Source organism: Yersinia pekkanenii, from assembly GCF_001152565.1.
Classification (GTDB): domain Bacteria; phylum Pseudomonadota; class Gammaproteobacteria; order Enterobacterales; family Enterobacteriaceae; genus Yersinia; species Yersinia pekkanenii.
The window spans coordinates 19,202-44,528 of sequence record NZ_CQAZ01000030.1; the positions used below are offsets into that span (position 1 = coordinate 19,202).

Below are 25,327 nucleotides of genomic sequence, written 5' to 3' on the forward strand. Positions count from 1 at the left end.
TAAAACAATATATTATAATGTTAATTTTAAAAATTAAAAAAACCATACAATTATTTAAATTGGCTAAAAAACGGCTAAAACAAAGATTTAATTTGATTCAGATCACAATTTAAATTATTTATTTACAGATAATTTATAAAATAGACTTGGATCACAAAAGTCCCAAAACTTTACCCTAGAATTCAAATCCATCTGAAATGAAACAGTATTCTTTTTATTGAAAGTGTATTGATACAGTTAATAACCCTATTTTTATTAGGTTAATTTTCTATTTTAAAACCATAAGAACAGAAATTAAATAAACCAAAATACTTTATTTTTAATAATGTAAATCATAAAGAACAAGGAAAGTAATGATGAAAATATCAGGCAAAAAAATGCTATTATTGGCTACTTTTCTGGGGGCTACCCCCTTTATCTATGCGGCGGAAAGCCACCCATTACTGTTAAAAATAGATGATATAAACTATAGCATCGAACAAGTTAAACAAAACAATCCGTTATATGAAAAATCTTATAAAAATCTGATAGATAAGGCCGATGAAGCGCTGAAGAAACCGCGGTATTCAGTCATGGATAAAAGCCTGTTGGCCGCCAGTGGTGATAAACACGACTATTACAGCTTCCCGCCTTATTGGTGGCCAGACCCAAGCAAGAAAGACGGTATGCCTTATTTGCGTAAAGATGGTGAAACCAATCCAGACGCGAATAGCGACGCTACCGATAAAAAACGCATGAATAGCCTCAGTGAAGATGTCTATTATCTGGCATTGGCTTATCGCTTTACCGGTAAGCCCGAATACGCCGAGAAAGCCCGCGACCAATTGGTTAACTGGTTCGTTAATCCGAACACCCGAATGAACCCGAATCTACAATATGCCCAAGCCATTCCGGGCATCAATAAAGGCCGCGGTATTGGTTTGATCGATAGCCGGGCACTGGTCGATGTGATTGATGCTGTCGAATTGATAAGACCGGCCAATGTACTTAATGATACCGACTATCAGGCAATCAAACTTTGGTATAAAGACTTTTATCAATGGATGACAACCAGCCAGAACGGTTTTGAAGAAGATAATTGGCATAATAATCACGGCACCTATTTTGATGTTCAGGCCGCCTCCTTTGCTCTGTTCAGCGGCCAAAAAGCCGCAGCTCAAAAGCGCCTGGAAATAACGCAACTGCGCCGGATCCCCTCACATTTTGATATGCAGGGCCGACAAAATGCCGAGTTAGAACGTACTCGTCCGTGGCATTACAGTAATTTCCACTTGGAAGCCTACAACAAGCTCGGCCGGTTGGGTGAGGTAGCCGACAAAGATATCTGGCACTTCACGCTGGATGAACACAGTCTGAAAAAAGGCTATCAATATGTCGCAGGTTTTATCAATACCAACCAAGCCTGGCCGTATAAAGACTTGGATGGTGTACAGGATAAGAAAGCCTTGATCAATATGATAACTGCCGCACGAGCTTACCCTACTGACGGTGAGTTCCAGCAGAAAGCACAATATCTGATAGCCAAATACCCAGATGCCGTTGAAATCCTGCTCTACCCGATCACACCACCCCTGACCGCGCAACAATAACTCTCGTCGAGGACACACCAGATATGAAGCAGTTTACCGATCAGCAGATGGCTAAAATCCGCCAGCGGGTGGTGCAACAACAAGGAAATATAGCGCAACAACAGGGAAATACAGTAAAGCACCCGGCGATTATTGCCACACTGATTGCGGATAATCAGGTGATTTTGAACTCAGAAACACGGGTTCCTGCCACCGGTATCGCCACCTGGAACCATTACTATTATTGCCCGGATCACGGGGTACGACTGGAATGGGATCTTAACTCACCCACTCAGCACCGTTGCCCGATAGACTCCCAGTTGTTCAGCGGCGAACCCTATGACGGTGCCTGGTGGCGGGCGCTTAATGGACTGAATGCCAAAGCCTGTAATCAGCTAGGGCTGCTGTGGCAGTTAACTGGGGAGGTGTGCTACTTCAATAAAGTGCGGGATATTCTGATCAATTATGCCCGCTACTACCCTGATTACCAAGTTCACGGCGGCATTCCGTACAACGGACCGGGCAAGGCCAATGCACAAACGCTGTGTGAGGCCAATTGTCTGCTCGATTTTGCTTTGGGTTATGATTTTATCGCCGATGCCCTCAGCCAGGAACAGCGCGACTGCATCGCTGGGCGCTTATTGCGCGAAGGCGCAGATTTCCTGATGCAACACCGTACCCGTCAGTTGCATAACCATGAAGTTAAAATCAGCAGTGCGATCGCGGTGATCGGTCTGATCCTGGCTGAAGAGCACTATATTGAGTTTGCCGTCAACGCAGATTATGGCCTGCGCTATCAACTGGAGCATGGGTTGTTCAGTGAAGGGCTGTGGTTCGAAGGCTCGGTGCATTATCACTTTTATGCATTGCAAGGCTTCTGGTCATTTGAAAAGCTGGCCGCAGGCAGCCGCTATAGCCTGCTGGCCCTGCCCTATTACCGCAATATGCTCAGTTTCCCGCTCAAACTGTTAATGCCCGACGGGACATTCCCACGAATCAACGATTGTACTGCCGGGCAAGAGCAGCTCAATCACGCTGATTTATATGAATTCGCGTTTAAAACTTATGGCAATGATGAATATGCCGCTGCCTTACAACATATTTATCGCCAACGACCGCGCTTAAATCTGGATGCCCTGCTGTACGGTGTTGAGGAATTGCCACCACAAAAAATTGATGTCATACCGACAGATACACTGCATGCACCGGATTGCGGGCTGACCATTTTACGCCAGCCACAAGCAGGCCGTGCTTTGCTGGTAAAACACAGCCCGTATGGTGGTGAACATGATCATTATGATCGGCTGAATTTAATTCTATTTGAGCAAGGGCACGAGATCCTGCCAGATTTGGGCACCACCGGTTACGGTGCACAACTGCATTATGGCTACTACAAAAATAGTGCAACTCACAATACGCTCAGTATTAACCAGGCCAATCAGCCACCAGCAGTACCGGTTATCCATAACTGGCATCAATCGGCAAACTTCAGTTGGCTGGATACAGAGGTTGATTGGGGAGAAACTGCGCCAGAATTGGACAGCCATACCCGGATTCAGTGGGACAGCCTCTCCTATCGAGACGTAAAATTCCGTCGCCGTATTTTGTGGCTGGAAGATGCCATCATTGATATCAGCAATATCGCCAATCCACATCAACAGCAGTGGGATTGGACACTGCATATCGATGGAGTAGTAACAGAATCGAGGGGGAAAAGCGCAGCCTTCAGTGACAGTGGCCCCCTGCAATATTTGCATCAGGTTAGCGCCCAACCACTTAATGGTGTGACCCAGTGTTGCTATCAGACAGCAGCACACCCGCTATCACTTTGGCTGGCGGCCGATGCTACGCTATTCCAAGGGCTAGCACCGGCCAATCCTTCAGTACGTGATATCAGCTATCTGATTTTGCGTAACCATCAACCGGAGGCACAAGTTACGTGCGTGTTTGATATGAACATCCACGACCCGTTATTGCACGTCGAGGTAGAGAATAATGGCCAGATATTGTCTATCGAATTGACCCGTCAACAGCAGGTCATGCGGATAGACATTCCCTTAGTCAACAATGGGCTACCGCAATTTGGTTAAACCTCTTTATAAGAGGGGGGCAACTTCTCCCCCTCCCTCTTTTCTGGTACTGACCACTGGGCAGATAAAAAAATCAAACTGTTATACGCAATTCCGGTAATAATATTCCGCACCGCTACCCCAGGACTGGAATAAAATTATGTCGGACAGCCTTTGGCATCTCTATCTGCTGCGCACTGCCACTGGCATGCTGTATACCGGTATTACCACCGATGTGACACGCCGATTGGCGCAACATCAGGCAGGGAAAGGTGCAAAAGCGCTGCGGGGTAAAGGGGAGTTAATGCTGGTATTTCATTGTGAAGCAGGGGATCGTTCGACTGCATTGAAAATGGAATATCGGGTGAAGCAGCTCAGTAAGCCGCAAAAAGAAAAGCTGGTGATTAACCAGCCCCCTTCGTTGATATCGTTGCTAGAGGTTAAAACCGATTAAACGGGGCAGAAAATACCACTTCACCATCAGCGTCAATCAGTGCATCTTCTGCCAACGCATAAACCTGAAAGGCCTCTTCAGTACCAGGCCAACGGCAGGTCAATTGATGACGAGCGGCGGGAACAAAGCCAACGCGCTGATAATAGGCGGGTTCGCCTAACACCACTACCGCGGCATAACCGAACTCATTCAGAGAATCAAGGCCTTCATAGACCAGTTTTTCACCCAGACCTTGTCGACGCAAGCTCTCATCCACTGCCAGTGGTGCCAGAGCAACCCATTGACGGTCTTCGCCGCCGACATCAACCGGGCTAAATGCGACATAACCGACAACACCACCTTCATCATCAGTCGCCACAATACCCAATGTCAGTAAGCCGTCCTCGCGTAGTTGCTGCACCAGTTCTGCTTCATCATCTCGCTTGAAAGCCTGGCGCAAGAGAGCGTCGATCCCCGGTGCATCCACCGGAATTTCAACCCTGATAAGCACGATGCCAATGTACGGGAAGCATTCGCCGCACCCTCTTGCTGACCGGCTTCAATAAACTCAGCCAATTGTTGCAGACCCACTCGCAGTAGTGTCGGCATAGAGTCCAATTCAATGGCATCCATCAGGTTTTTTACATACAGGCCCAATTCGGTATCCCCTTCAATTCGTAGCCGGCGCTGGAAAAATAGCGTATCCGGATCTTCTTTACGGGCAGCGATCAAAATCAGATCATTGGCATCACCACTAAAGCTGACATCCGCCTCAGCCTGCTGGCTTACCACCAGCCTACCGTTTTCTACCGTCATAAACCATTGCAATGCGAGGTCGCGTACTTCAATTTTTAACCAACGAGATTGCAGAAACGCCAGTTCTCCGTCCAGCAGCGCCTGACGAAGTTGCCACCCCAGAACTTGCTCTATTACCTGACGCTTTAGAGCGAATGGTGTCAATTTTAACGGACCCCGCAGCAGCGCTGGCCCTTGACGCACTAGACATGCTCGTAGTTCTCCCAACACAGGCTGACTCCTCTTAATCCAGATAAAAAAGTAAGTGTGTATATCAATAAATTTTGCACCAAGTTGTCTCTGAAAGTCTTGCTAAATATCAGGAGAATGGCACCAATGCCAAAGAAACTGCCTTAAATCAAGGTCCGGATGGAGCAGGTTAACTAGAATCGCCACTCGATAAGATTTTCATCACCACGAATATCATCTTCGGATGAGGAACAATAATTGCCAGCGGTAACCTCAGCAAGGTGAACCGTTGACTCATTCAGGAAAATTCTATGGAGCTGCTTTGTCCCGCCGGCAACTTACCCGCATTAAAGGCTGCCATCGATAATGGTGCCGATGCGGTTTATATCGGTTTGAAGGACGATACCAACGCCCGCCATTTTGCCGGCCTTAATTTCACCGATAAAAAATTGCAGGAAGCGGTCAATTACGTTCACAGCCGTAAGCGTAAATTACATATCGCCATCAACACCTTCGCCCACCCCAATGGTTATTCCCGTTGGCAGCGGGCAGTAGATATGGCGGCGCAACTTGGCGCTGATGCCCTGATCCTGGCGGATCTGGCGATGCTGGAGTATGCCGCCGAACGCTATCCCGAAGTTGAGCGCCATGTATCGGTACAGGCTTCGGCCACCAACGATGAGGCTATCCGCTTTTATCAACGCCATTTCGATGTGGCGCGAGTGGTATTGCCACGCGTGCTATCAATGCATCAGGTGAAACAGCTGTCACGCACCAGCCCGGTGCCGTTGGAAGTCTTTGCTTTTGGCAGCTTATGCATTATGGCTGAAGGCCGTTGCTATCTTTCATCCTATTTAACCGGTGAATCACCGAATACCGTCGGGGCCTGTTCACCGGCGCGCTTTGTCCGCTGGCAGCAAACCTCGCAAGGGATGGAATCCCGTCTCAATGAAGTGCTGATTGACCGTTATAAAGATAACGAAAATGCCGGTTATCCCACCCTATGCAAAGGGCGCTATCTGGTGGATGGCCAGCGTTACCATGCCCTGGAGGAACCCACCAGCCTGAATACCCTTGAGCTGCTGCCAGAATTGTTTGCCGCTAATATCGCCTCGGTGAAAATTGAAGGCCGCCAACGCAGCCCGGCCTATGTCAGCCAGGTTGCCAAAGTCTGGCGACAAGCAATTGACCACTATCAGGCTAATCCAGCGCAATTTACCGCCAAAGCCGAATGGATGGAACAACTGGGTGCAATGTCCGAAGGTACCCAAACCACGCTGGGCGCTTATCATCGTAAATGGCAGTAGCCGGAGGAAATATGAAATATGCCTTAGGCGCAGTGCTCTATTACTGGCCAAAAACTGATATTGAAGCCTTTTATCAGGCAGCCGTTAGCAGCAGCGCCGATATTATTTATCTCGGTGAGAATGTCTGTACCAAGCGCCGTGAAATGAAGGTGGGTGACTGGTTGACTCTCGCCAAAGAAGTCGCGGCCAGTGGTAAGCAGGTGGTGATTTCTACGTTGGCGCTACTGCAAGCACCGTCAGAATTGAACGAGTTAAAGCGCTATGTGGAGAACGGCGCGTTCTTGCTGGAAGCCAATGATCTGGGCGCAGTGAATATGGTGGCCGAGCGTGGCCTGCCGTTTGTTGCCGGCCATGCACTGAATTGCTACAACGCCTATACCCTGCGGATTTTACACCGTCAGGGCATGATGCGGTGGTGTATGCCGGTTGAGTTATCACGTGACTGGCTTATAAATGTGCTGCAACAGTGCGAAGAGCTGGGGTTTCGCCATCAGTTTGAGGTAGAAGTATTGAGCTACGGCCACCTGCCGCTGGCTTATTCTGCTCGCTGCTTCACTGCGCGCTCTGAAGACCGGGCTAAAGATGACTGCGAAACCTGCTGCATTAAGTACCCGCAAGGGCGACCGGTGTTATCGCAGGAAGAGCAACAGGTATTCGTCCTCAACGGCATTCAGACCCAAAGTGGCTATTGCTATAACCTGGGTAATGACCTGATTTCCATGCAAGGATTAGTGGATATCGTCCGTCTCTCACCGCAAGGTATTGAGACGCTGAATGTTATCGACCAGTTCCGAGCCAACCAGCAAGGTTTGGTGCCACTGACCTTAACCGATAAAGCGGATTGTAACGGCTACTGGCGGCGTCTTGCCGGGCTGGAGTTAGCGTCATAACCGGTTTTATAAGTGCATAGCAGCATCGGGCGTAGCACTATATCGGGCTAATACATCGGGCGTAACAACTGCTGCGCCCGATATTCCCATGGCGGTTAACTGACGTTATGCTTACGGCGGAACAGCGCCCGTAACCCGACCCGGTTACGTAATGCGCCAACACCAATGCCTATCAGGGTATAAATCGCCCCTAGCAGTAATAGCATCAGCAGATCTCCCAGCACATCGCGTAGGGATAACCCCATCTGATTGACCCCAGCAATGGCTTTAGTCGCCCAGGTTGAAGGCAGCATAGAAGAGATAGCCCGCACCCATCCCGGCATGGCTTGTAGCGGCCAAATAGTGCCGGAAATATAAAATACCGGCATGGTGACAAAGGAGAGTGTCAGATAAATCATTTCCACACTGCGCAAGCATTCCGTCACCAACTTACCCAATCCCAACACCGCTAGCAAGAACGGGAAGGTCAACAGCAGTATTTCCGGAATGGATGCCGTTTGGCGGTAACCCAGCACCCACGGCCACAGCACAAACAGCACAATCGACAAAAACAGCCAGATAGGGAGTAACGCAGACAGCCCACCCAGATAAGCCGGAATAGAGGGCTTCCCCGAGGGGGCACTCTTCATGGCAATACTCACCCGAACACAGGCAATCAATAATGAGTGCTGTAATAACATCACTAATAGACCGGGGAAGATAATCGCAGCAAAGCTGATACCGGGGTTAAACACATCCAGCGTCTGTCCAAGAATCGGAGTCAGCAAAACGTCGGCCTGCCGGGGAGTAAAACCACTGCGCAATAACAAGCCACCGTTATACTCCATCAACAATTGCTGATAGACAGCCACCACATCTTGCTGGATCTGGCCATTGGCCAGCCGGTTAGTGGCATCGCCATAAACCGGGATCACAATGCTTTCACCATTGAGGATTTTTTTCTCCAGATTCGTCGGCATAATGATCACGGCGAAGAGTTTACGCCACGCCAGGTCGCGCTGAGCTTCCGGCAAGCTATCATAGGTTTTGATCGCAATTTTTGAGGTTGCATCCAGTTGGCGAATCAATTGCCGACTGACAGTGCTGTGGTCTTGATCAACGACTGCGACCGGCAGATCCCATACCGTGTGGTTGGCATACACCATGCTCATTACGCACAGCGATACCAGCAGCATTAACCACATTGGTTTTTCCAGCATCCCCATGAGCACTCGGCTGAATGTCTGCCAATAGCTTTTTAATCCACTACTCATCAAATAGTCTCCTGCTTTTGCAGCCGAATCAGCAGGCGGTTACGCACCAGCAAAGACGTTACCAGTGGGTAGACCAGTAAAATGGCACAAACACTGAAAATCGCACTGGCCGGAACCTGACGTAGGAATACATCAAACATGGCATAAAGCGCATGAGTCAGTGGTTCGAGATTGGAAATAATGCGTGCCGGTAGCGGCATCGACAACTCAGGCACAGCCATACCGGAAAAGGTTAATGCAATACTGACGATAATCCCGATCAGGCTGTAAGCGGTGATTGCACTACTGGTAAAGGTAAAGAGCAACACCCCGATACTCTGCGCTGCCATCACATAAAAGAAACCAATCAACAGCATAAACAACGGGTTGCCACTGACCCGAGCGCCAAAGAACCCCACCAGCATCGCAATTTCCACCATTAGCAACGTGGTGAAAAACAGAGTGTAAGGTGCCAGCTTGCCCAACAGAGCCAAACTGAACGGCCTGGCCGTCAATAACGCTTTGCTGCGTGCCAAAACATAAATCATCCAGGTGATAACAAATAGCTGCAATAAATGGATGGTCGCGGCAAATTGCTGATAATAGATATAACTGCCGCTCGCATTGAACAGGCTGCCATAGGAGAGTGTCACATTTGCCAACAGTGGTAGGGTTTTACCCATTTCACTGGCAATAATAGTACGGTAAGTGGTATTGGCTTCCGCTATCAGTCCACTGAAGTCTTGCGTGGCATATAAACCAGCACCATAAAATAATGCGTTGTAATACAATACGATGCTAGGCTGGCGACCCGCTAAGGCATCGGCTTCAAAGTTAATCGGAATGTAGAGTAAGGCGTAATCCTGTGCACTGCGCAGACGACGCAATGCTTCATCTAATCCGCCCTCATAAGCCACCACCTGCGCATGAGAACCGGCATCCAGTTTACGGATTAGTGATTTGGATAACGGCGAATGGTCGTTATCAACCACTGAGACCGGTAAATCCAGCAAGGTACCTTCAGAAAAATTGCTGCTGATTAAGATAAACAGCAACAATGGGAAGCACCAACTGAGCCAGTGAAACACCGGGCTGCGAAATGCCGCGCGTGTTTCTTGGCCAAAATAACCGCTAAAACAGCGCCAGCCTGCCCGTATTTTGTTGATAGCCTTGCCTCTGACCTTTTCCACTTACTCTTTCCACTGCCAGAGAGCACTCATCCCCGGCCGTAAGCCGTCGACAGCTTGTGCCGGATAGAGGCGAACCTCGAAGGTTTTCAGGTCAAAATCACCGGTGGCACGGGTCGCGCGCTTAGTGGCATAGTCACCCAGCGGGGCGATATAGCGTACTTCGGCACTCATTTCTTTATCTTTCAATGCCGGTACCCGCAACGTAATTTTGTCCCCTTTGCGCACACTGGCCAGAATATCTTCGCGCAGGTTAAACACGAAGTAAGCCTGCGGCAGGCGAATTAATGTCAGTAATGGGCTGGAGGCATTGAGCAACTCCCCCACTTCTGCTGGGATCGGACCAACTTCACCCGCAACCGGTGCTCGTACCTGCAAATCATCAGTCTGTACTTTCAATTGTGCCAAATCTTGTTCAGCCTGACGGAGCGCGGCGGCATATTTATCACGCAGTTCGGCGCGATCACCGTGTAAACCTTGATCTAAATTAGCCTGAGCGGCCTGAACCTGCTGATATGCCGTATCTTTGGCACGGCGTGAGCTTTCCAGCTCGGACGCAGATACGTAACCTTTAGCGGCTATGCTGGTATTGCGGTTATAGGTGTGGAGCGCATTGTCATATTCCGCCTGGGCCTGGGCCAGATTAGCTCTCAAGTTACGGATACTCTCTTCCCGCGTACCGTGCAGTGATTCATCCAACTGCGCCTGCGCTTGATCGCGGGCGGCTTCCAGCCCACTTAATTGGGCCATCAGTTCCGGGCTTTCCAGTGTTATCAACAATTGCCCGACGTTGACATCATCGCCGCGTTCTACATGGCGCTCAATCACCCGGCCTTTCGCTTTAGACGACACAATAACTTCCGGTGCATCCACTTCCCCCTGCAACAGCAGGTCTTGATTATGGGCGCGGAACAATACGGCCATGGCAATCACCACCACGACCAATAACAGGGTAAATAATGTTTTCTTTTTCATAAATTCAATAGTCCTTTATTGTCCGCATTTATTACCCCTTCGGCTGTAGCGATTTAGATTATGCTGCTAAGTGTAATAGCCTCGCATTTTATGTCATTTTTTGTGAGTAGATTAATGCGGTTATAACTCAATATAGCGCCAAAGTACTTGTCGTTACAGGTAGGCTGCGACTTCAAGTACCTAGGGGATAATGCGTTCGCCCTTCAAGCGACTCGACATAAGGTTAAGATGGACGATTCTATGACTGATAACAATATCTCTATCACTGACAAAAAGACCGTACCGCTCTCGGTGCTCGACTTATCACCGATAGCTGAGGGAAAAACCCCACGGGATGCTTTTCATGCCTCGCTGAACCTGGCCCAACATGCTGAAAAGTGGGGATATCAGCGCTATTGGCTCGCTGAGCATCATAATATGACCGGTATTGCCAGCGCGGCAACCTCGGTGTTAATTGGCTATATTGCCGGGGGTACCAGCACTATCCGTGTGGGATCCGGTGGTGTCATGCTGCCTAACCATTCGCCGTTGGTGATTGCCGAGCAGTTTGGTACCCTCGCGTCTCTCTATCCAGACCGTATCGATCTCGGTCTGGGTCGTGCGCCCGGCAGTGATCAGCGCACCATGATGGCGCTACGCCGTCACCTGTCCGGTGAGGTAGATAACTTCCCGGCCGATGTGCGCGAACTGCAAAACTACTTTGCTGAAGTGCAGCCGGGCCAAGCGGTACAGGCGGTACCGGGCCAAGGATTGCATGTTCCACTGTGGTTACTGGGTTCCAGCCTGTATAGCGCGCAACTGGCTGCAGCCATGGGCCTGCCGTTCGCCTTCGCCTCACATTTCGCACCAGATATGTTATTCCAGGCGCTCAAGCTCTATCGGGAAAACTTCAAGCCGTCCATTCAATGGCCAAAACCCTATGCTATCGTTTGTGTGAACGTGGTTGCCGCAGATAGCGAACGCGATGCCCGTTTCCTGTTTACCTCCATGCAGCAGCAATTTGTCAATTTGCGCCGAGGCACGCCGGGTCAACTACCGCCACCAGTAGAGAATATGGATAAGATCTGCTCACCCGCCGAACAATTTGGTGTGGATCAGGCGCTACGCTTATCTATTATTGGGGATAAAAGTAAAGTGCGTCATGGGCTTCAGTCATTGCTGCGTGAAACTCAGGCCGACGAATTGATGGTTAATGGCCAGATTTTTGATCAGCAAGCTCGGTTGTATTCATTTGAAATAGTTGCCAGTTTGCAGCAAGACTTGCCGCTTGTTGCGCCACTATAACCAGCCTACTGGCGAGAAATTATAAGCATAAAAAAACCAGCCCGAAGGCTGGTTTTTTATTTAATCATCAGAGATGACTAAGACTTATGCGTCACCGAAACGACGACGAGTCGGTGCGGCTGCGGCTGGCGCTGCTGCATCATCACGGCGTGGTGCCGCTGAACGCTGACCATCACGGCTACCACGGCGTTCGCCACCGCCATTAGCAGCGGCTGGAGCACGGTCGCTACCGAATGAACGACGAGGAGGAGCACCTGCGCCTTCACGACGCTCGCCACCGGCTGGACGGCCACCACGACGTTCACCACCGGTACCGCCAGCAGGACGCTCACGGCGTTCATGTGGCTGCGCATCACCCAACAACTGCATGTTCAGCGGCTTGTTCAGGATACGGGTACGGGTGAAGTGAGATAACATTTCGCCCGGCATGCCTTTTGGCAATTCGATAGTTGAATGCGAAGCAAACAGCTTGATGTTACCGATGTAACGGCTGCTAATGTCACCTTCGTTAGCGATAGCGCCAACGATATGACGAACTTCAACACCATCATCACGGCCAACTTCAATGCGGTACAGTTCCATCTCACCGACATCACGACGTTCGCGACGTGCTGGACGTTCGCTACCATCACGGCTGTCAGCGCGGCTATCAGGACGAGGCTCACGACGGCTATCACCACGATCACGACCACGGTCATTACCACGATCGCTACCACGGTCATCACGGGAATTAAATTCACGTTGTGGGCGACGCGGTGCTTCTGGTGGCAGGATCAGAGGACGTTCGCCTTGTGCCATTTTCAGCAGTGCAGCAGCCAGAGTTTCGATATCAAACTCTTCTTCTGGTTGCAGCTTAGCCAGTAATGCGCGGTACAGCTCTAAATCACTGCTTTCCAGTTGTTGGCCAACTTTAGCGGCAAACTGAGCTAAACGACGTTCGCCCAGCAACTCAGCGTTTGGCAACTGAACTTCTGGAATAGTCAGCTTCATCGTACGTTCAATGTTTTGCAACAGACGACGTTCACGGTTCTCAACGAACAGCAACGCACGACCCGCACGGCCGGCACGACCAGTACGGCCGATACGGTGAACGTAAGACTCTGAATCCATAGGGATATCATAGTTTACTACCAAGCTGATACGGTCAACGTCCAAGCCACGTGCAGCAACGTCAGTTGCAATCAGAATATCCAAACGGCCATCTTTCAGGCGGTTCAGTGTCTGTTCACGTAAAGACTGATTCATATCACCGTTCAACGCAGCACAGTTATAACCGCTACTTTCCAAGGCTTCTGCAACTTCCAGAGTACCATTTTTGGTTCGTACGAAGATGATAGCCGCGTCGAAATCTTCAGATTCCAGGAAGCGTACCAGTGCTTCGTTTTTGCGATAACCGCCACCCACTCTCCAGAAGCTCTGGCTAATGTCAGGACGGGTCGTGACGCTAGACTGAATACGGACTTCTTGTGGATCTTTCATGAAGCGACGAGTAATACGACGGATAGCATCTGGCATGGTAGCAGAGAACAGCGCGGTCTGATGTTCAGCCGGGATCTGCGCCATGATAGTTTCGACGTCTTCGATAAAGCCCATACGCAGCATTTCATCTGCTTCATCCAACACTAAACCGCTCAAGTTGGACAGGTTAAGAGTACCGCGTTTCAGGTGGTCTAACAGACGACCTGGGGTACCAACAACAATTTGTGGCCCCTGGCGCAAAGCGCGTAATTGAACGTCATAACGCTGGCCGCCGTACAGGGCCACCACGTTGACGCCATTAATGTGTTTAGAGAAATCAGACAATGCCTGTGCGACCTGAATAGCCAACTCACGGGTCGGTGCCAGCACCAGAACCTGTGGAGCTTTCAGCTCAGCTTTAATATTGTGTAACAGCGGCAAACCAAACGCGGCTGTTTTACCACTGCCTGTTTGCGCCATGCCGAGAACATCACGGCCGTTCAACAGGTGTGGGATACATTCCAACTGGATAGGAGATGGTTTTTCATAACCAAGATCAGTCAGAGCGGAAAGAATAGGAGCGGATAGCCCCAGATCAGCAAAAGAGGTTTCAAGCTCAGTAGTCATGTACACGTGCCTCATTAATAATGGCAGCCAGTCTACATAACTCGTCGAGAAAATTTTCAGTCATTTTCATTGAAAAGTGTGAACCGGCTCAAATTAGATTATAAAACGAACAAAAATGCCATCACCTGTCAGGGTGATTAACATTGGTAAAAACCAAGGCATATCAGGCTAATAGTTGTTCGTCAGCTATTGTTGGTCCGATTCCGATAGGTCGTCTTGTTCTTGGCCCAAAAGCGCCAATTCCAACAATGCATAGCGGTGCTCAACAAAGTTATGAACGTTGTTAGCTACCGTCAGTTTGAACAGCGCCGAAGCGGTGTTCTTGTCCCCCAGACTTAGGTAATGTTTACCTAAATAGAAGTCAGTTTCACTGAGATGCTCAGCGAGCGAAGTGTTATCCGTTGCATCTGCCTTGAGCCTTTCCATCAGCGTTTTTTCGCTGATCGTGCCCAGGTAGAATTCGACAATATTCCATCCCCATTGCCCTCTGTCCGATTTTTCATAGCGCTGTTGTAACGCTACTGCAGCTGTCTTAGGATCGATTTCTCTTTCCACCAAATACAGCCATAACGAACGGAAGGGATCATTTGGGTCGTCTTGATAAAACGCCTGCAGATCATCCTGCGCCAACGGGAGTCGACCGCCATAATAGAGAGCGATACCCCGGTTTAAACGCGCGTAATTGTAAGTTGGATCAAGCTCTAGTACAGAATCAAACGCTTCATAGGCAGCATCAAAATTGCCTGCCTGCGTTAAATAAATGCCCAGATAGTTAAAAACTTCTGGCATATCAGGACGAATAGCTAACGCTTGCGAAAAATCATTTCGCGCTAGTGCCCGTAGCCCGAGGCTATCATACAGCACTCCGCGCTCATATAAAAGCTGCGCGCGCTCATCATCCGTAAGTGCCCGACTTGCAAGGATTTGTTCCATGCGAGCCAGAATCACTTCCTGCTGCAACGTAGGTTGCAACGGGATAGCCAACACCTCGTCTTTACGCCAATCATGGTTGCTGCATCCTGCCAGCATGAGTGCTGTCGCAACGTAACACCAGCGCAAGAAAGGCTTCATTTCCTACTCCCAAAGACAAACATTGGACAAAAACCTTTTCATCCATTTGTTTAACACAAGAGCCTCCTGCCCTCGAGATAACACCGCTCCTCACTCATCAGTAAGGGGCGGTGGAATACGTTATTACTCTGCTGCTTCTGGTGCCGGAGCTTCTGCGTCAGGAGTAGTGGCTTCTTTGATGCTCAGGCGGATACGGCCCTGGCGATCAACTTCCATTACTTTAACTGGCACTTCCTGGCCCATTTGCAGGTAGTCGGTCACTTTCTCTACCCGCTTATCAGCGATTTGAGAAATATGAACCAGACCTTCTTTACCGCCACCGATTGCCACAAATGCACCGAAATCAACGATCCGAGTCACTTTACCCGCATAGATACGGTTCACTTCGATTTCAGCAGTAATCTCTTCGATACGACGAATAGCATGTTTCGCTTTGTCGCCGTCAGTTGCTGCAATCTTAATGGTGCCATCATCTTCGATTTCAATGGTGGTGCCAGTTTCATCAGTCAGCGCACGGATCACAGAACCACCTTTACCGATCACATCCTTGATTTTCTCAGGGTTGATTTTCATGGTGTAGATACGTGGAGCAAATTCAGAGATATCGCCACGAGGCGTGCTGATAGCCTGTTCCATAACACCCAGAATGTGCAGACGCGCACCCTTGGCTTGGTTCAGAGCCACCTGCATGATTTCGCGGGTGATACCTTCAATTTTAATGTCCATTTGCAGTGCGGTGATACCGTCACGGCTACCGGCCACTTTAAAGTCCATGTCGCCCAAGTGATCTTCGTCACCCAGAATGTCAGACAGAACGACAAAGTTTTCGTTTTCTTTAACCAGACCCATTGCGATACCGGCAACAGCGGCTTTAATTGGCACACCTGCATCCATCAGGGCCAGAGAAGCGCCACAAACAGAAGCCATTGAGGAAGAACCGTTAGACTCGGTGATTTCAGAAACCACACGGATCGTGTAAGGGAATTCACTCGGGCTTGGCATTACTGCCAACACACCACGTTTCGCCAGACGGCCATGGCCAATCTCACGACGCTTAGGCGAACCCACCATACCGGTTTCACCAACACAATATGGAGGGAAATTATAGTGTAGCAGGAATGAGTCAGTACGCTCACCCATCAGCTCATCAATATTTTGTGCATCACGTGCAGTACCCAGTGTTGCCGTAACCAGCGCCTGGGTTTCACCACGGGTGAACAACGCAGAACCATGGGTACGTGGCAATACGCCGGTACGCACATCCAGACCACGGATCATGTCTTTTTCACGGCCATCGATACGTGGCTCGCCACGCAATACACGGCTACGCACCACGTTTTTCTCAACGCTGCCCAAGATGTCCTGAATTTCAGAAGCATCTAAAGTGTCGTCTTGCGCTAACAGCGCCTGAGTCACGTCTGCTTTGATAGCATCAATCTGAGTATAACGCTGTTGTTTCTCAGTGATACGATACGCATCACCCAGACGAGCTTCAGCCAGCTCAGCAACGCGCGCGTGCAGCGCTTCGTTAACCGGCTCTGCATGCCAATCCCACTTCGGTTTGCCTGCTTCTGCAACCAGTGCGTTAATATTTTCAATCACAACTTGTTGTTGTTCGTGGCCGAAGACAACCGCGCCCAACATTTGATCTTCAGACAGAATCTGTGCTTCTGATTCAACCATCAATACTGCGGCAGCAGTACCGGCAACAACCAGATCCAGACGGCTCTCTTTCAGCTCGTCAGTGGTTGGGTTCAGCACATACTGGTCGTTGATAAAGCCAACGCGCGCAGCACCGATTGGGCCGTTGAATGGAATGCCTGACAGGCTCAGCGCAGCGGATGCACCAATCAGCGCCACGATATCTGGGTTAATTTGTGGGTTAACAGAAACGACTGTGGCAATAACCTGAACTTCGTTCAGGAAGCTGTCTGGGAACAGTGGGCGGATCGGGCGGTCAATCAGACGCGAAGTCAGTGTTTCGCCTTCACTTGGGCGGCCTTCACGACGGAAGAAGCTGCCTGGGATACGGCCAGCAGCGTAGGTACGCTCCTGATAGTTAACCGTCAGAGGGAAAAAGCTCTGACCTGGTTTGGCTTTCTTTTGGCCAACAACAGTAACGAATACTGCGGTGTCGTCCATGCTTACCATAACAGCAGCAGTCGCCTGGCGAGCCATCATGCCAGTTTCAATAGTCACGGTATGTTGGCCGTACTGGAATTTACGAATAATCGGAGTCAGCAAAATAGTATCCTTATACTATGCGGTGCCGGATCGTATTGACGACCTCATCCACCTATTACTATTACCTTCACACTGCATCCTCGCGACTAATGACAATCCTTAACTCTCATTGAGTTAAAGTCTCTCATTAGCCGCGCGAACCTCTGCACCGGAAGATCCTATTTATACCCGTCATCTTTCGAGATGTAGGTGTGTTGGCTGCGTTCAATCACCCGAATCACTTACTTATGTAAGCTCATCGGGACTCTTTCGCTTGCCGCCTTCCTACATCTCGGAATCAATTGGGTAGACAAATCCTATAGAACAACAACAATATACTAACGTATTCTATCATTGCTTCTTAGTAAAAAGGGGCCAATTTGGCCCCTTTTTACTGAAACTCGCAGACTTAGCGACGCAGGCCCAGACGTTCGATCAGAGAAGCGTAACGCGATACATCTTCACGCTTCAGGTAGTCCAGCAGCTTACGACGCGTGGATACCATACGCAGCAGACCACGACGACTGTGGTGATCTTTCTTATGCTCTGAGAAGTGACCTTGCAGATGGTTAATTTGAGCAGTCAACAGAGCAACCTGAACTTCGCTTGAACCGGTGTCATTGGTACCGCGACCGAAATCAGCAACAATTTTAGCTTTCGCTTCAGCACTTAGAGACATGATACAACTCCAAAAATATATAGATAAATTAAAACAGGCGCCGATCTCTAATTCAGCAACCCAATATGTAAGCCGCACTATTCTACTCTTTGGGCTGTAGGAGCGCAAGGTAGGCCGTGCGGCCTATGTTATATTTCATACGACGCTATTTCATACAACCAAGGTTGCTACATCCACACTTTCAACCACCAAGCGTTTAGGTGCAACGCGACCATCCTCGGCAATCGTGCCAATACCAATGAAATTACGCTCTTCGCCTTCAGTGATACGGACCATACCTTCACTAGGCGCGCCGGATACCTGCACTGGCTGCCCTTGTTTTACATACGCCGCAACAACAGGTAACAGATTGACTTCAGGGAAGTTCAATACCGCACTGTCCATTGGCAACAACAGTAAATCCAATTCCAGGTTAGGTGAACGCTCTTCTGCCTGTGCGGCTTCAACCATGGCAGTTAACTGCTCTAAAGTCACCATGCGATCACTTGGGTATGTGGCCACCTGCAAACGACGCAGATAACTAACATGCGCGCCGCACCCCAATAATTCACCCAAATCATCAATAATGGTGCGAATGTAGGTGCCTTTGGAGCAATGGATTTCCAGCTCAAGGAAGTGACCTTCCCAGCGGATAAACAGCAGTTCGTAAACCGTAATGCTACGGGCCTCACGTTCTACTTCAATCCCCTGACGCGCATATTCATACAACGGCTTACCCTGATGCTTCAACGCAGAATACATCGACGGTATCTGCTGACTTTCACCACGGAAACTGTCCAGCGCGGCATCCATCTGAGCCTGAGTGATGTTGACTTCCCGCTCACTGATTAACGCACCTTCGGCATCCGAAGTATCAGTCCGCTGCCCCAAATGGGCAACCACACGATAGCGTTTATCTGAATCCAGCAAGAATTGGGAGAATTTAGTCGCTTCACCCAAGCAGATAGGCAGCATACCGGTCGCCAGTGGATCCAGTGCACCAGTGTGGCCTGCGCGGTTAGCGCTAAAGAGGCGTTTTACTTTCTGTAAAACGTCATTAGAGGAGAGGCCCAGCGGCTTATCCAATAACAGAACGCCGTTAATGTCACGGCCGCGACGACGTGGACGACCCATTACTTCTCCTCGTCGTTACCTGGATTAACCTGACGCTCTACATCATTTTTGATGACATTGGTCACCAGGTTAGACATCCGCATCCCTTCAATCAGTGAATTATCATAAGCGAAGGTCAGTTCTGGCACGATACGCAAACGCATCGCTTTACCCAGCAAAGTACGGATATAACCGGAGGCATCTTGCAGTGCTTTAATACCATTTTTGACCGTATCCGGATCAGCGTTATCGGTTAACACGTTCAGGAAGGTCACAAAGACTTTAGCGTAAGCCAAATCACGGGATAGCTCGATACCTGATACGGTAGCCATGCCAACACGCGGGTCTTTAATTTCACGCTGTAAGATGAGTGCGATCTCTTTTTGCATTTCCTGCGAAACACGCTGAGAACGGCTGAATTCTTTTGCCATTTGGATTCTCCAGACAAATTGGGGGGCCAAGGCCCCCCAAATGGATATAAGCAGATCTGAGGCGATTAATCGATAGTACGTTTGATTTCGATAATTTCGAAGACTTCGATCACATCACCAGTACGGACGTCATTGTAGTTCTTAACGCCGATACCACATTCCATACCATTACGAACTTCGTTAACGTCATCTTTGAAGCGGCGCAGAGATTCCAGCTCGCCTTCATAGATAACCACGTTGTCACGCAGAACACGGATTGGATTGTTACGCTTAATCACACCTTCAGTAACCATACAACCCGCAATGGCGCCAAATTTCGGTGATTTAAATACATCACGAACTTCAGCCAAACCAATGATTTGTTGTTTGTACTCCGGTGCCAGCATACCACTCATTGCCTGTTTGACTTCGTCAATTAGGTTATAAATCACTGAGTAGTAACGCAGATCCAGACCTTCGGTTTCGACTACACGACGTGCTGATGCATCGGCACGAACATTGAAGCCAAGGATGATTGCGCCAGACGCTGCGGCCAGTGTTGCATCAGTTTCGGTGATACCACCAACGCCTGAGCCAACAATGCGCACTTTCACTTCATCGGTAGACAGACTTTCCAGTGAATCACAGATAGCTTCACAAGAACCCTGTACGTCAGACTTGATTACGATGTTCAGTTCAGAAACTTCGCCTTCGGTCATGTTAGCAAACATGTTTTCCAGTTTAGATTTCTGCTGACGAGCCAGCTTAACTTCACGGAATTTGCCCTGACGATACAGTGCAACTTCACGGGCTTTTTTCTCGTCACGAACAACCGTAACTTCATCACCGGCAGCAGGAACACTGGACAGACCCAGGATCTCAACCGGAATTGACGGGCCCGCAGACGTGATATCACGGCCCAATTCGTCACGCATCGCACGTACACGGCCATACTCAAAGCCACACAGTACGATATCACCTTTATTCAAGGTACCTTTCTGAACCAGTACAGTAGCAACAGGGCCACGGCCTTTATCCAAGAAGGATTCGATAACAACACCGTTTGCCATGCCAGTACGAACCGCTTTCAGTTCCAGAACTTCAGCTTGCAGCAGGATTGCGTTCAGTAACTCATCAATACCGGTACCGGCTTTCGCAGATACGCCGATGAACTGAGACTCACCGCCCCACTCTTCTGGCTGAACACCGTACTGAGACAGTTCGGTTTTAACACGGTCTAGATCAGCTTCTGGCTTATCGATTTTGTTCACTGCAACCACAACCGGCACGTTCGCCGCTTTGGCATGCTGAATAGCTTCGATAGTCTGTGGCATCACGCCATCGTCGGCTGCAACAACCAGCACCACGATATCAGTCGCCTGGGCACCACGGGCACGCATTGAGGTAAACGCGGCGTGTCCTGGGGTATCCAGGAAGGTGATCATCCCGTTTTCAGTTTCAACGTGATAAGCACCGATGTGCTGTGTAATGCCACCGGCTTCACCTGACGCCACTTTCGTGGAGCGGATGTAATCCAGCAGAGAGGTTTTACCGTGGTCAACGTGGCCCATGATAGTCACTACCGGAGCGCGGTGCTCAGCAGCAGCTTCAGCACCAGTATCACGGTCGCTCATCAGTGCTTCTTCCAGTTCGTTTTCACGACGCAGGATGACTTTGTGACCCATCTCTTCAGCAACCATCTGGGCTGTTTCTTGGTCGATAACCTGGTTAATGGTTGCCATTGCGCCCAGTTTCATCATTGCTTTGATGACCTGAGAGCCTTTAACTGCCATTTTGTTTGCCAGTTCAGCAACAGTTACCGTCTCGCCAATCACTACATCGCGGTTAACCGCAACAACAGGCTTGTTGAAGCTCTGTTGCAATGTGCTTGGTTTACGTTTGCCTTTACGGCCAACAGCACGTGCTTCTTCGCGATCAGCTTTAGACTCAGAGAGTTTATTGCCTTTCTTCTGTTTAGTTGCTTTACCACCACGAGTGCGGCTGCGGCGATCACCTTCAACTTTAGCGTCGTTTTCATCTTCTGCGGCGCGTGCATGCTGTGAGGTGGTTACGTGGTAATCAGCAGATTCAGTCTGCTCAGCCACAGGTGCTGGCCATTTACCTTCATTGTCGGCTGCCATTTTACGGGCTTCCTCAGCAACGCGTTTAGCGTCTTCCTCGACCTTACGGCGTGTTTCTTCTTCTACTGAGCGTTTCAGTTCGGCAGCTTCAGCTTCACGGCGTGCTTTATCGGTCTGGGCTGGTTTGTTTTTTTCGTCGGTTTGTTGATTCGTCACTTTTTCTTTTTCCGCTGCTTGGCGTTTAGCTTTTTCAGCGGCCTCACGTTTGGCTTGTTCTTCGGCCGCACGTTTAGCTTTTTCTTCAGCGATTTTCTGCGCTGCGGCTTCCGCTTCACGTTGTGCCTGCTCTTCCGCTTCACGCTGTGCCTGCTCTTCCGCTTTTGCTTGTTCAGCTTCCGGCGTATTTACATAAGTGCGTTTCTTGCGGACCTCGATTTGCACCGATTTACTTTTTCCGCCGGTGCTCGGAATATTCAAGGTGCTACGCGTTTTGCGTTGCAACGTGAGTTTATTCGGCACACTACCGTGTTCACGGTTTAAGTGCGCCAACAATGTTTCTTTTTCTTGCTGGGTAACTGAGTCTACTTCAGACTTCTTGATCCCTGCATCAGCAAATTGCTGTACCAGGCGATCAACCGGGGTCTGAATCTCATCTGCCAGCGATTTTACGGTTACATCTGTCATGCTGTTCCTTCCTGCTACAGTTTATTACGCATTATCGCTAAACCAACAGATATTACGTGCGGCCATAATCAGCTCACCGGCTTGTTCATCACTAAGCCCTTCAATATCTGCCAGATCGTCGATACCCTGCTCGGCAAGATCTTCCAGCGTACACACACCGCGCGCAGCCAATTTGAATGCCATGCTACGCTCCAGACCCGCCAGACTCAGCAGATCATCAGCGGGTTTTTGGTCGCCAAGACTTTCTTCTTGTGCCAGGGCCAGCGTGGTCAATGCAGCTTTGGCGCGATCACGCAGCGCTTCAACCGTATCTTCGTCAAGACCATCGATTTCCAGAAGTTCTTTCATTGGCACGTAAGCCAATTCTTCCAGAGAAGAGAAACCTTCCTCTACCAGAATGGTGGCAAAGTCCTCATCGATATCAAGATATTTGGTGAAGGTATCAATAGCGGCATGAGCCTCGGCCTGATGCTTAGCCTGAAGATCGTCCGCCGTCATTACGTTCAGTTCCCAGCCACTCAGTTGTGCTGCTAAACGAACGTTCTGGCCGTTACGGCCAATCGCCTGAGCCAGGTTACTGGCTTCAACGGCGACATCCATCGTGTGTTTGTCTTCATCAACCACAATAGACGCAACATCAGCCGGCGCCATCGCGTTAATAACAAACTGGGCCGGATTATCATCCCACAATACAATATCAATACGCTCGCCGCCAAGCTCGCTGGAAACAGCCTGAACACGGGCACCGCGCATACCGACACAAGCACCAATTGGATCGATACGTTTGTCGTTGGTTTTAACCGCAATTTTAGCACGCGAGCCAGGATCACGGGCAGCGGCTTTAATTTCGATCAATTCTTCGCCAATTTCTGGCACTTCAATGCGGAACAGTTCTTCCAACATTTTAGGACTTGAGCGACTAACAAACAGTTGCGCACCGCGCGCTTCTGGACGCACGTCATACAGAACACCACGGATGCGGTCACCTGGACGGAAGTTTTCACGCGGTAGCATGTCTTCACGACCAATAACGGCTTCAGCATTGTTGCCCAGATCCAGTGCGATACTGTCACGGTTAACTTTTTTCACTATACCGGTGACTATTTCGCCCAGATACTGGCGGAACTGTTCAACCACCATGGCGCGTTCAGCTTCACGTACTTTCTGTACGATAACCTGTTTTGCCGTTTGGGTGGTGATTCGGTCAAAAGTGACAGATTCAATCTGGTCTTCGACATAATCGCCCAACTGGAGGGTTGGATCTTCATATTGAGCTGCGTCCAACGTGATTTCACGGGTTGGCATCGTAACTTCGTTAACGGCGACCCAACGACGGAAAGTGTCGAAATCACCGGTTTTACGATCGATGCTGACGCGAACTTCAATTTCTTGTTCGTATTTTTTCTTGGTCGCTGTCGCTAGAGCGGTTTCCAACGCCTCAAAAATCTTCTCGCGCGGAAGGGATTTCTCATTGGAAACTGCTTCTACAACAGCCAGAATCTCTTTGTTCATCCTAGTTGCCTCATCCAAACTTTAAAAGTGGGGTACCAGATTCGCTTTCTGGATGTTGCTCAGCGCGAACACTTCATCTTTTCCATCCACAGTAACCGTGATCATTTCACCATCAACAGCTTTAATAATGCCCTGCCATTTACGGCGGTTCTGCATTGCCATACGCAAAACCAAGATGACTTCTTCACCGAGGTAACGAGTATAGTGTTCAGCAGTGAACATAGGACGATCAAGGCCCGGAGAGGAAACTTCTAAGTTGTAAGCGACCGTAATGGGATCTTCTACGTCCAATACAGCGCTGACCTGGTGGCTGACATCAGCACAAGCATCAACAGTGATCCCGTCGTCACTATCAATATAAATTCGTAGCGTCGATTGGCGCCCCCGGATGAACTCGATGCCGACTAATTCGTAGCCTAAGGCCTCAACCGGTGCTGAAATTATCTCTGTTAACTTTTGTTCTAATGTGGACAAGCCCACCCCCAAGACATAAAAAAAGGGCCTAATAGCCCAGTGATTCTGCTGTCAAATAACAAAAAACCCCGAAATTCGGGGCTTTATGCAACTGGACCCTGTTTGCCGCAAAGCGGCTTCGGTACAACTTTCTGACAAGTATTTTTTTCAAATTGAAATCGAAAGTATCTGAGGTCTACCGAATACAACATTTGAAAAAAAACACTTTAGGAAAGTGGTTGCGGGGGCCGGATTTGAACCGACGACCTTCGGGTTATGAGCCCGACGAGCTACCAGGCTGCTCCACCCCGCGTCCGAAAACGTGGCAAATATTACGTCGATAACGATAAAAAAGCAAGTTATCTGTCTGATTTGGTACCGAGGACGGGACTTGAACCCGTAAGCCCAATCGGGCACTACCACCTCAAGGTAGCGTGTCTACCAATTCCACCACCCCGGCACTGATTCAACTGGTTGTTTTTACTATTTAAGTCGTCACAACCATTTTAAAACTATCTTACTATTTGCTAATACTCACTGCTTTTGCTGCTGTCAAAACATTACTGAGGGATATCGCTACTCGGCTTAGCTGGAGCTACCGGAGCTGTAGTCTGCTCAGTTTGGGTCGGCGTACCCAGGTTTTCCCACTCGCTGCCTTTATGGCCCTGGTTGGTGCTCATATTACCCAGAATCAGACTAATGACGAAAAACAGCGTCGCCAATACAGCCGTCATGCGAGTCATAAAGTTACCGGAACCATTCGAACCGAACAGAGTTGCAGATGCACCCGCTCCGAATGAGGCTCCCATATCCGCGCCTTTACCTTGCTGCAACATGATCAGAGCGACTAGCCCAATCGAAATCAGCAAGAAAAATACCAGAAGAGCTTCGTACATAGTTGTACCTGTATCCTTGCGGCTTGACCGCATGCCAAATGCTTTTCACCCATCAGCGGGGGACTTATTCACCCACTTAAGCGGGTGTGAATACTAACCAAAGCGCATAGTACACGCAAGGGCAATTTCATTACACCGGTTTATTTGCAGAAAAAAGCGTCAAGTTATTCAACTTCAGCATAATTTGGGAGGAAGAGCCGCCTCTTCCTCCG

Annotated in this window: 21 protein-coding genes, 2 tRNA genes and 1 pseudogene; 6 read left to right on the top strand and 18 right to left on the bottom strand. The window is 49.4% G+C overall.

Annotated elements, in window-relative coordinates; genetic code table 11:
* Positions 1-353 precede the first annotated feature (353 nt).
* The 3 genes from AEP37_RS15215 to AEP37_RS15225 all read left to right on the top strand — a co-directional run bounded on the left by AEP37_RS15215 (position 354) and on the right by AEP37_RS15225 (position 4,091).
* Positions 354-1,589, top strand: a complete 1,236-nt coding sequence (locus tag AEP37_RS15215) for an alginate lyase family protein (RefSeq protein WP_049614131.1) — start codon at positions 354-356, stop codon at positions 1,587-1,589.
* Between the two features lie 23 nt (positions 1,590-1,612).
* Positions 1,613-3,658, top strand: a complete 2,046-nt coding sequence (locus AEP37_RS15220; RefSeq protein WP_049614132.1) for a heparinase II/III domain-containing protein — start codon at positions 1,613-1,615, stop codon at positions 3,656-3,658.
* Between the two features lie 139 nt (positions 3,659-3,797).
* Positions 3,798-4,091, top strand: coding sequence for a GIY-YIG nuclease family protein (locus tag AEP37_RS15225; protein ID WP_049614133.1), 294 nt, complete (start codon positions 3,798-3,800; stop codon positions 4,089-4,091).
* Here the strand turns inward: AEP37_RS15225 and AEP37_RS15230 are convergent.
* Both AEP37_RS15230 and ubiT read right to left on the bottom strand, forming a co-directional pair.
* Complete coding sequence (locus AEP37_RS15230; RefSeq protein WP_049614134.1) at positions 4,078-4,581, bottom strand: GNAT family N-acetyltransferase; 504 nt, start codon at positions 4,579-4,581, stop codon at positions 4,078-4,080. The two genes, AEP37_RS15225 and AEP37_RS15230, sit on opposite strands and share 14 nt — an antisense overlap.
* Positions 4,578-5,096 (bottom strand): annotated as a pseudogene (gene ubiT / locus AEP37_RS15235) (ubiquinone anaerobic biosynthesis accessory factor UbiT); the annotation flags it as partial. The pseudogene ubiT and the gene AEP37_RS15230, both read right to left, overlap by 4 nt.
* A gap of 269 nt (positions 5,097-5,365) precedes the next feature.
* Between ubiT and ubiU the strand changes: the two are divergent.
* Both ubiU and AEP37_RS15245 read left to right on the top strand, forming a co-directional pair.
* Entirely contained in the window at positions 5,366-6,361 is a 996-nt protein-coding gene (gene ubiU, locus AEP37_RS15240; RefSeq protein WP_049614135.1) for a ubiquinone anaerobic biosynthesis protein UbiU, read from the top strand.
* An 11-nt stretch (positions 6,362-6,372) separates the two neighbouring features.
* On the top strand, positions 6,373-7,251 hold the full coding sequence (locus AEP37_RS15245) for a U32 family peptidase (RefSeq protein ID WP_049614136.1): 879 nt from the start codon (positions 6,373-6,375) through the stop codon (positions 7,249-7,251).
* Positions 7,252-7,346: 95 nt separating this feature from the next.
* Here AEP37_RS15245 and AEP37_RS15250 read toward each other — a convergent pair whose 3' ends face one another.
* From AEP37_RS15250 to AEP37_RS15260, 3 genes are read right to left on the bottom strand one after another with little or no spacing between them, the layout of a single operon-like run.
* Positions 7,347-8,504: an ABC transporter permease gene (locus tag AEP37_RS15250; protein ID WP_049614137.1), complete on the bottom strand. Its 1,158-nt coding sequence runs from the start codon at positions 8,502-8,504 to the stop codon at positions 7,347-7,349.
* Entirely contained in the window at positions 8,504-9,649 is a 1,146-nt protein-coding gene (locus AEP37_RS15255) for an ABC transporter permease (protein WP_049614164.1), read from the bottom strand. Before AEP37_RS15255 ends, AEP37_RS15250 begins: the two co-directional genes overlap by 1 nt.
* Before the next feature lie 24 nt (positions 9,650-9,673).
* Positions 9,674-10,645, bottom strand: coding sequence for an HlyD family secretion protein (locus AEP37_RS15260; RefSeq protein WP_049614138.1), 972 nt, complete (start codon positions 10,643-10,645; stop codon positions 9,674-9,676).
* Positions 10,646-10,873: 228 nt separating this feature from the next.
* Here AEP37_RS15260 and AEP37_RS15265 point away from each other — a divergent pair, with 228 nt between their 5' ends.
* Positions 10,874-11,929 carry a luciferase-like monooxygenase gene (locus AEP37_RS15265; RefSeq protein WP_049614139.1) on the top strand — a complete coding sequence of 352 codons (1,056 nt, stop codon included), beginning with the start codon at positions 10,874-10,876 and terminating at the stop codon, positions 11,927-11,929.
* An 84-nt stretch (positions 11,930-12,013) separates the two neighbouring features.
* Here AEP37_RS15265 and AEP37_RS15270 read toward each other — a convergent pair whose 3' ends face one another.
* From AEP37_RS15270 to secG, 13 genes are all read right to left on the bottom strand, one after another.
* Complete coding sequence (locus tag AEP37_RS15270) at positions 12,014-14,014, bottom strand: DEAD/DEAH family ATP-dependent RNA helicase (protein ID WP_049614140.1); 2,001 nt, start codon at positions 14,012-14,014, stop codon at positions 12,014-12,016.
* The gene (yrbN, locus tag AEP37_RS27920) at positions 14,004-14,084 is read right to left on the bottom strand and encodes a protein YrbN (RefSeq protein ID WP_096335046.1); all 81 of its coding nucleotides are present in this window, start codon (positions 14,082-14,084) and stop codon (positions 14,004-14,006) included. Before yrbN ends, AEP37_RS15270 begins: the two co-directional genes overlap by 11 nt.
* Positions 14,085-14,200: 116 nt before the next feature.
* Positions 14,201-15,085, bottom strand: coding sequence for a lipoprotein NlpI (gene nlpI, locus AEP37_RS15275; protein ID WP_048619046.1), 885 nt, complete (start codon positions 15,083-15,085; stop codon positions 14,201-14,203).
* Between the two features lie 123 nt (positions 15,086-15,208).
* Positions 15,209-17,329, bottom strand: coding sequence for a polyribonucleotide nucleotidyltransferase (pnp, locus tag AEP37_RS15280; protein ID WP_049614141.1), 2,121 nt, complete (start codon positions 17,327-17,329; stop codon positions 15,209-15,211).
* A gap of 388 nt (positions 17,330-17,717) precedes the next feature.
* On the bottom strand, positions 17,718-17,987 hold the full coding sequence (gene rpsO, locus AEP37_RS15285; protein WP_049614142.1) for a 30S ribosomal protein S15: 270 nt from the start codon (positions 17,985-17,987) through the stop codon (positions 17,718-17,720).
* A gap of 150 nt (positions 17,988-18,137) precedes the next feature.
* A complete protein-coding gene (truB, locus tag AEP37_RS15290) occupies positions 18,138-19,100 on the bottom strand; it encodes a tRNA pseudouridine(55) synthase TruB (protein WP_049614143.1) in 963 nt (320 codons plus the stop codon).
* A complete protein-coding gene (rbfA, locus tag AEP37_RS15295; RefSeq protein ID WP_032816249.1) occupies positions 19,100-19,510 on the bottom strand; it encodes a 30S ribosome-binding factor RbfA in 411 nt (136 codons plus the stop codon). Before rbfA ends, truB begins: the two co-directional genes overlap by 1 nt.
* Positions 19,511-19,575: 65 nt before the next feature.
* On the bottom strand, positions 19,576-22,254 hold the full coding sequence (gene infB, locus AEP37_RS15300; protein WP_049614144.1) for a translation initiation factor IF-2: 2,679 nt from the start codon (positions 22,252-22,254) through the stop codon (positions 19,576-19,578).
* Positions 22,255-22,278: 24 nt separating this feature from the next.
* The gene (gene nusA, locus AEP37_RS15305) at positions 22,279-23,766 is read right to left on the bottom strand and encodes a transcription termination factor NusA (protein WP_049614145.1); all 1,488 of its coding nucleotides are present in this window, start codon (positions 23,764-23,766) and stop codon (positions 22,279-22,281) included.
* Positions 23,767-23,787: 21 nt separating this feature from the next.
* Complete coding sequence (rimP, locus tag AEP37_RS15310) at positions 23,788-24,240, bottom strand: ribosome maturation factor RimP (protein ID WP_049614146.1); 453 nt, start codon at positions 24,238-24,240, stop codon at positions 23,788-23,790.
* Positions 24,241-24,455: 215 nt separating this feature from the next.
* Positions 24,456-24,532: transfer RNA gene (locus AEP37_RS15315), tRNA-Met, on the bottom strand.
* Positions 24,533-24,592: 60 nt separating this feature from the next.
* Positions 24,593-24,679: transfer RNA gene (locus tag AEP37_RS15320), tRNA-Leu, on the bottom strand.
* 100 nt (positions 24,680-24,779) lie between these two features.
* Positions 24,780-25,115 (bottom strand): preprotein translocase subunit SecG, encoded by a 336-nt coding sequence (gene secG, locus AEP37_RS15325; RefSeq protein ID WP_049614147.1) that lies wholly within the window; start codon positions 25,113-25,115, stop codon positions 24,780-24,782.
* Between the last annotated feature and the right edge of the window lie 212 nt (positions 25,116-25,327).

What these genes read in the sequence shown, in the direction of transcription:
- AEP37_RS15260 (WP_049614138.1), bottom strand. Translation starts at nt 10,645, where the DNA reads ATGAAAAAGAAAACATTATTTACCCTGTTATTGGTCGTGGTGGTGATT.
- ubiU (WP_049614135.1), top strand. Translation starts at nt 5,366, where the DNA reads ATGGAGCTGCTTTGTCCCGCCGGCAACTTACCCGCATTAAAGGCTGCC.
- AEP37_RS15225 (WP_049614133.1), top strand. Translation starts at nt 3,798, where the DNA reads ATGTCGGACAGCCTTTGGCATCTCTATCTGCTGCGCACTGCCACTGGC.
- AEP37_RS15215 (WP_049614131.1), top strand. Translation starts at nt 354, where the DNA reads ATGATGAAAATATCAGGCAAAAAAATGCTATTATTGGCTACTTTTCTG.
- AEP37_RS15250 (WP_049614137.1), bottom strand. Translation starts at nt 8,504, where the DNA reads ATGAGTAGTGGATTAAAAAGCTATTGGCAGACATTCAGCCGAGTGCTC.
- infB (WP_049614144.1), bottom strand. Translation starts at nt 22,254, where the DNA reads ATGACAGATGTAACCGTAAAATCGCTGGCAGATGAGATTCAGACCCCG.
- AEP37_RS15245 (WP_049614136.1), top strand. Translation starts at nt 6,373, where the DNA reads ATGAAATATGCCTTAGGCGCAGTGCTCTATTACTGGCCAAAAACTGAT.
- nlpI (WP_048619046.1), bottom strand. Translation starts at nt 15,085, where the DNA reads ATGAAGCCTTTCTTGCGCTGGTGTTACGTTGCGACAGCACTCATGCTG.
- AEP37_RS15220 (WP_049614132.1), top strand. Translation starts at nt 1,613, where the DNA reads ATGAAGCAGTTTACCGATCAGCAGATGGCTAAAATCCGCCAGCGGGTG.
- AEP37_RS15270 (WP_049614140.1), bottom strand. Translation starts at nt 14,014, where the DNA reads ATGACTACTGAGCTTGAAACCTCTTTTGCTGATCTGGGGCTATCCGCT.
- rbfA (WP_032816249.1), bottom strand. Translation starts at nt 19,510, where the DNA reads ATGGCAAAAGAATTCAGCCGTTCTCAGCGTGTTTCGCAGGAAATGCAA.
- yrbN (WP_096335046.1), bottom strand. Translation starts at nt 14,084, where the DNA reads ATGAAAATGACTGAAAATTTTCTCGACGAGTTATGTAGACTGGCTGCC.
- truB (WP_049614143.1), bottom strand. Translation starts at nt 19,100, where the DNA reads ATGGGTCGTCCACGTCGTCGCGGCCGTGACATTAACGGCGTTCTGTTA.
- secG (WP_049614147.1), bottom strand. Translation starts at nt 25,115, where the DNA reads ATGTACGAAGCTCTTCTGGTATTTTTCTTGCTGATTTCGATTGGGCTA.
- AEP37_RS15265 (WP_049614139.1), top strand. Translation starts at nt 10,874, where the DNA reads ATGGACGATTCTATGACTGATAACAATATCTCTATCACTGACAAAAAG.
- nusA (WP_049614145.1), bottom strand. Translation starts at nt 23,766, where the DNA reads ATGAACAAAGAGATTCTGGCTGTTGTAGAAGCAGTTTCCAATGAGAAA.
- rpsO (WP_049614142.1), bottom strand. Translation starts at nt 17,987, where the DNA reads ATGTCTCTAAGTGCTGAAGCGAAAGCTAAAATTGTTGCTGATTTCGGT.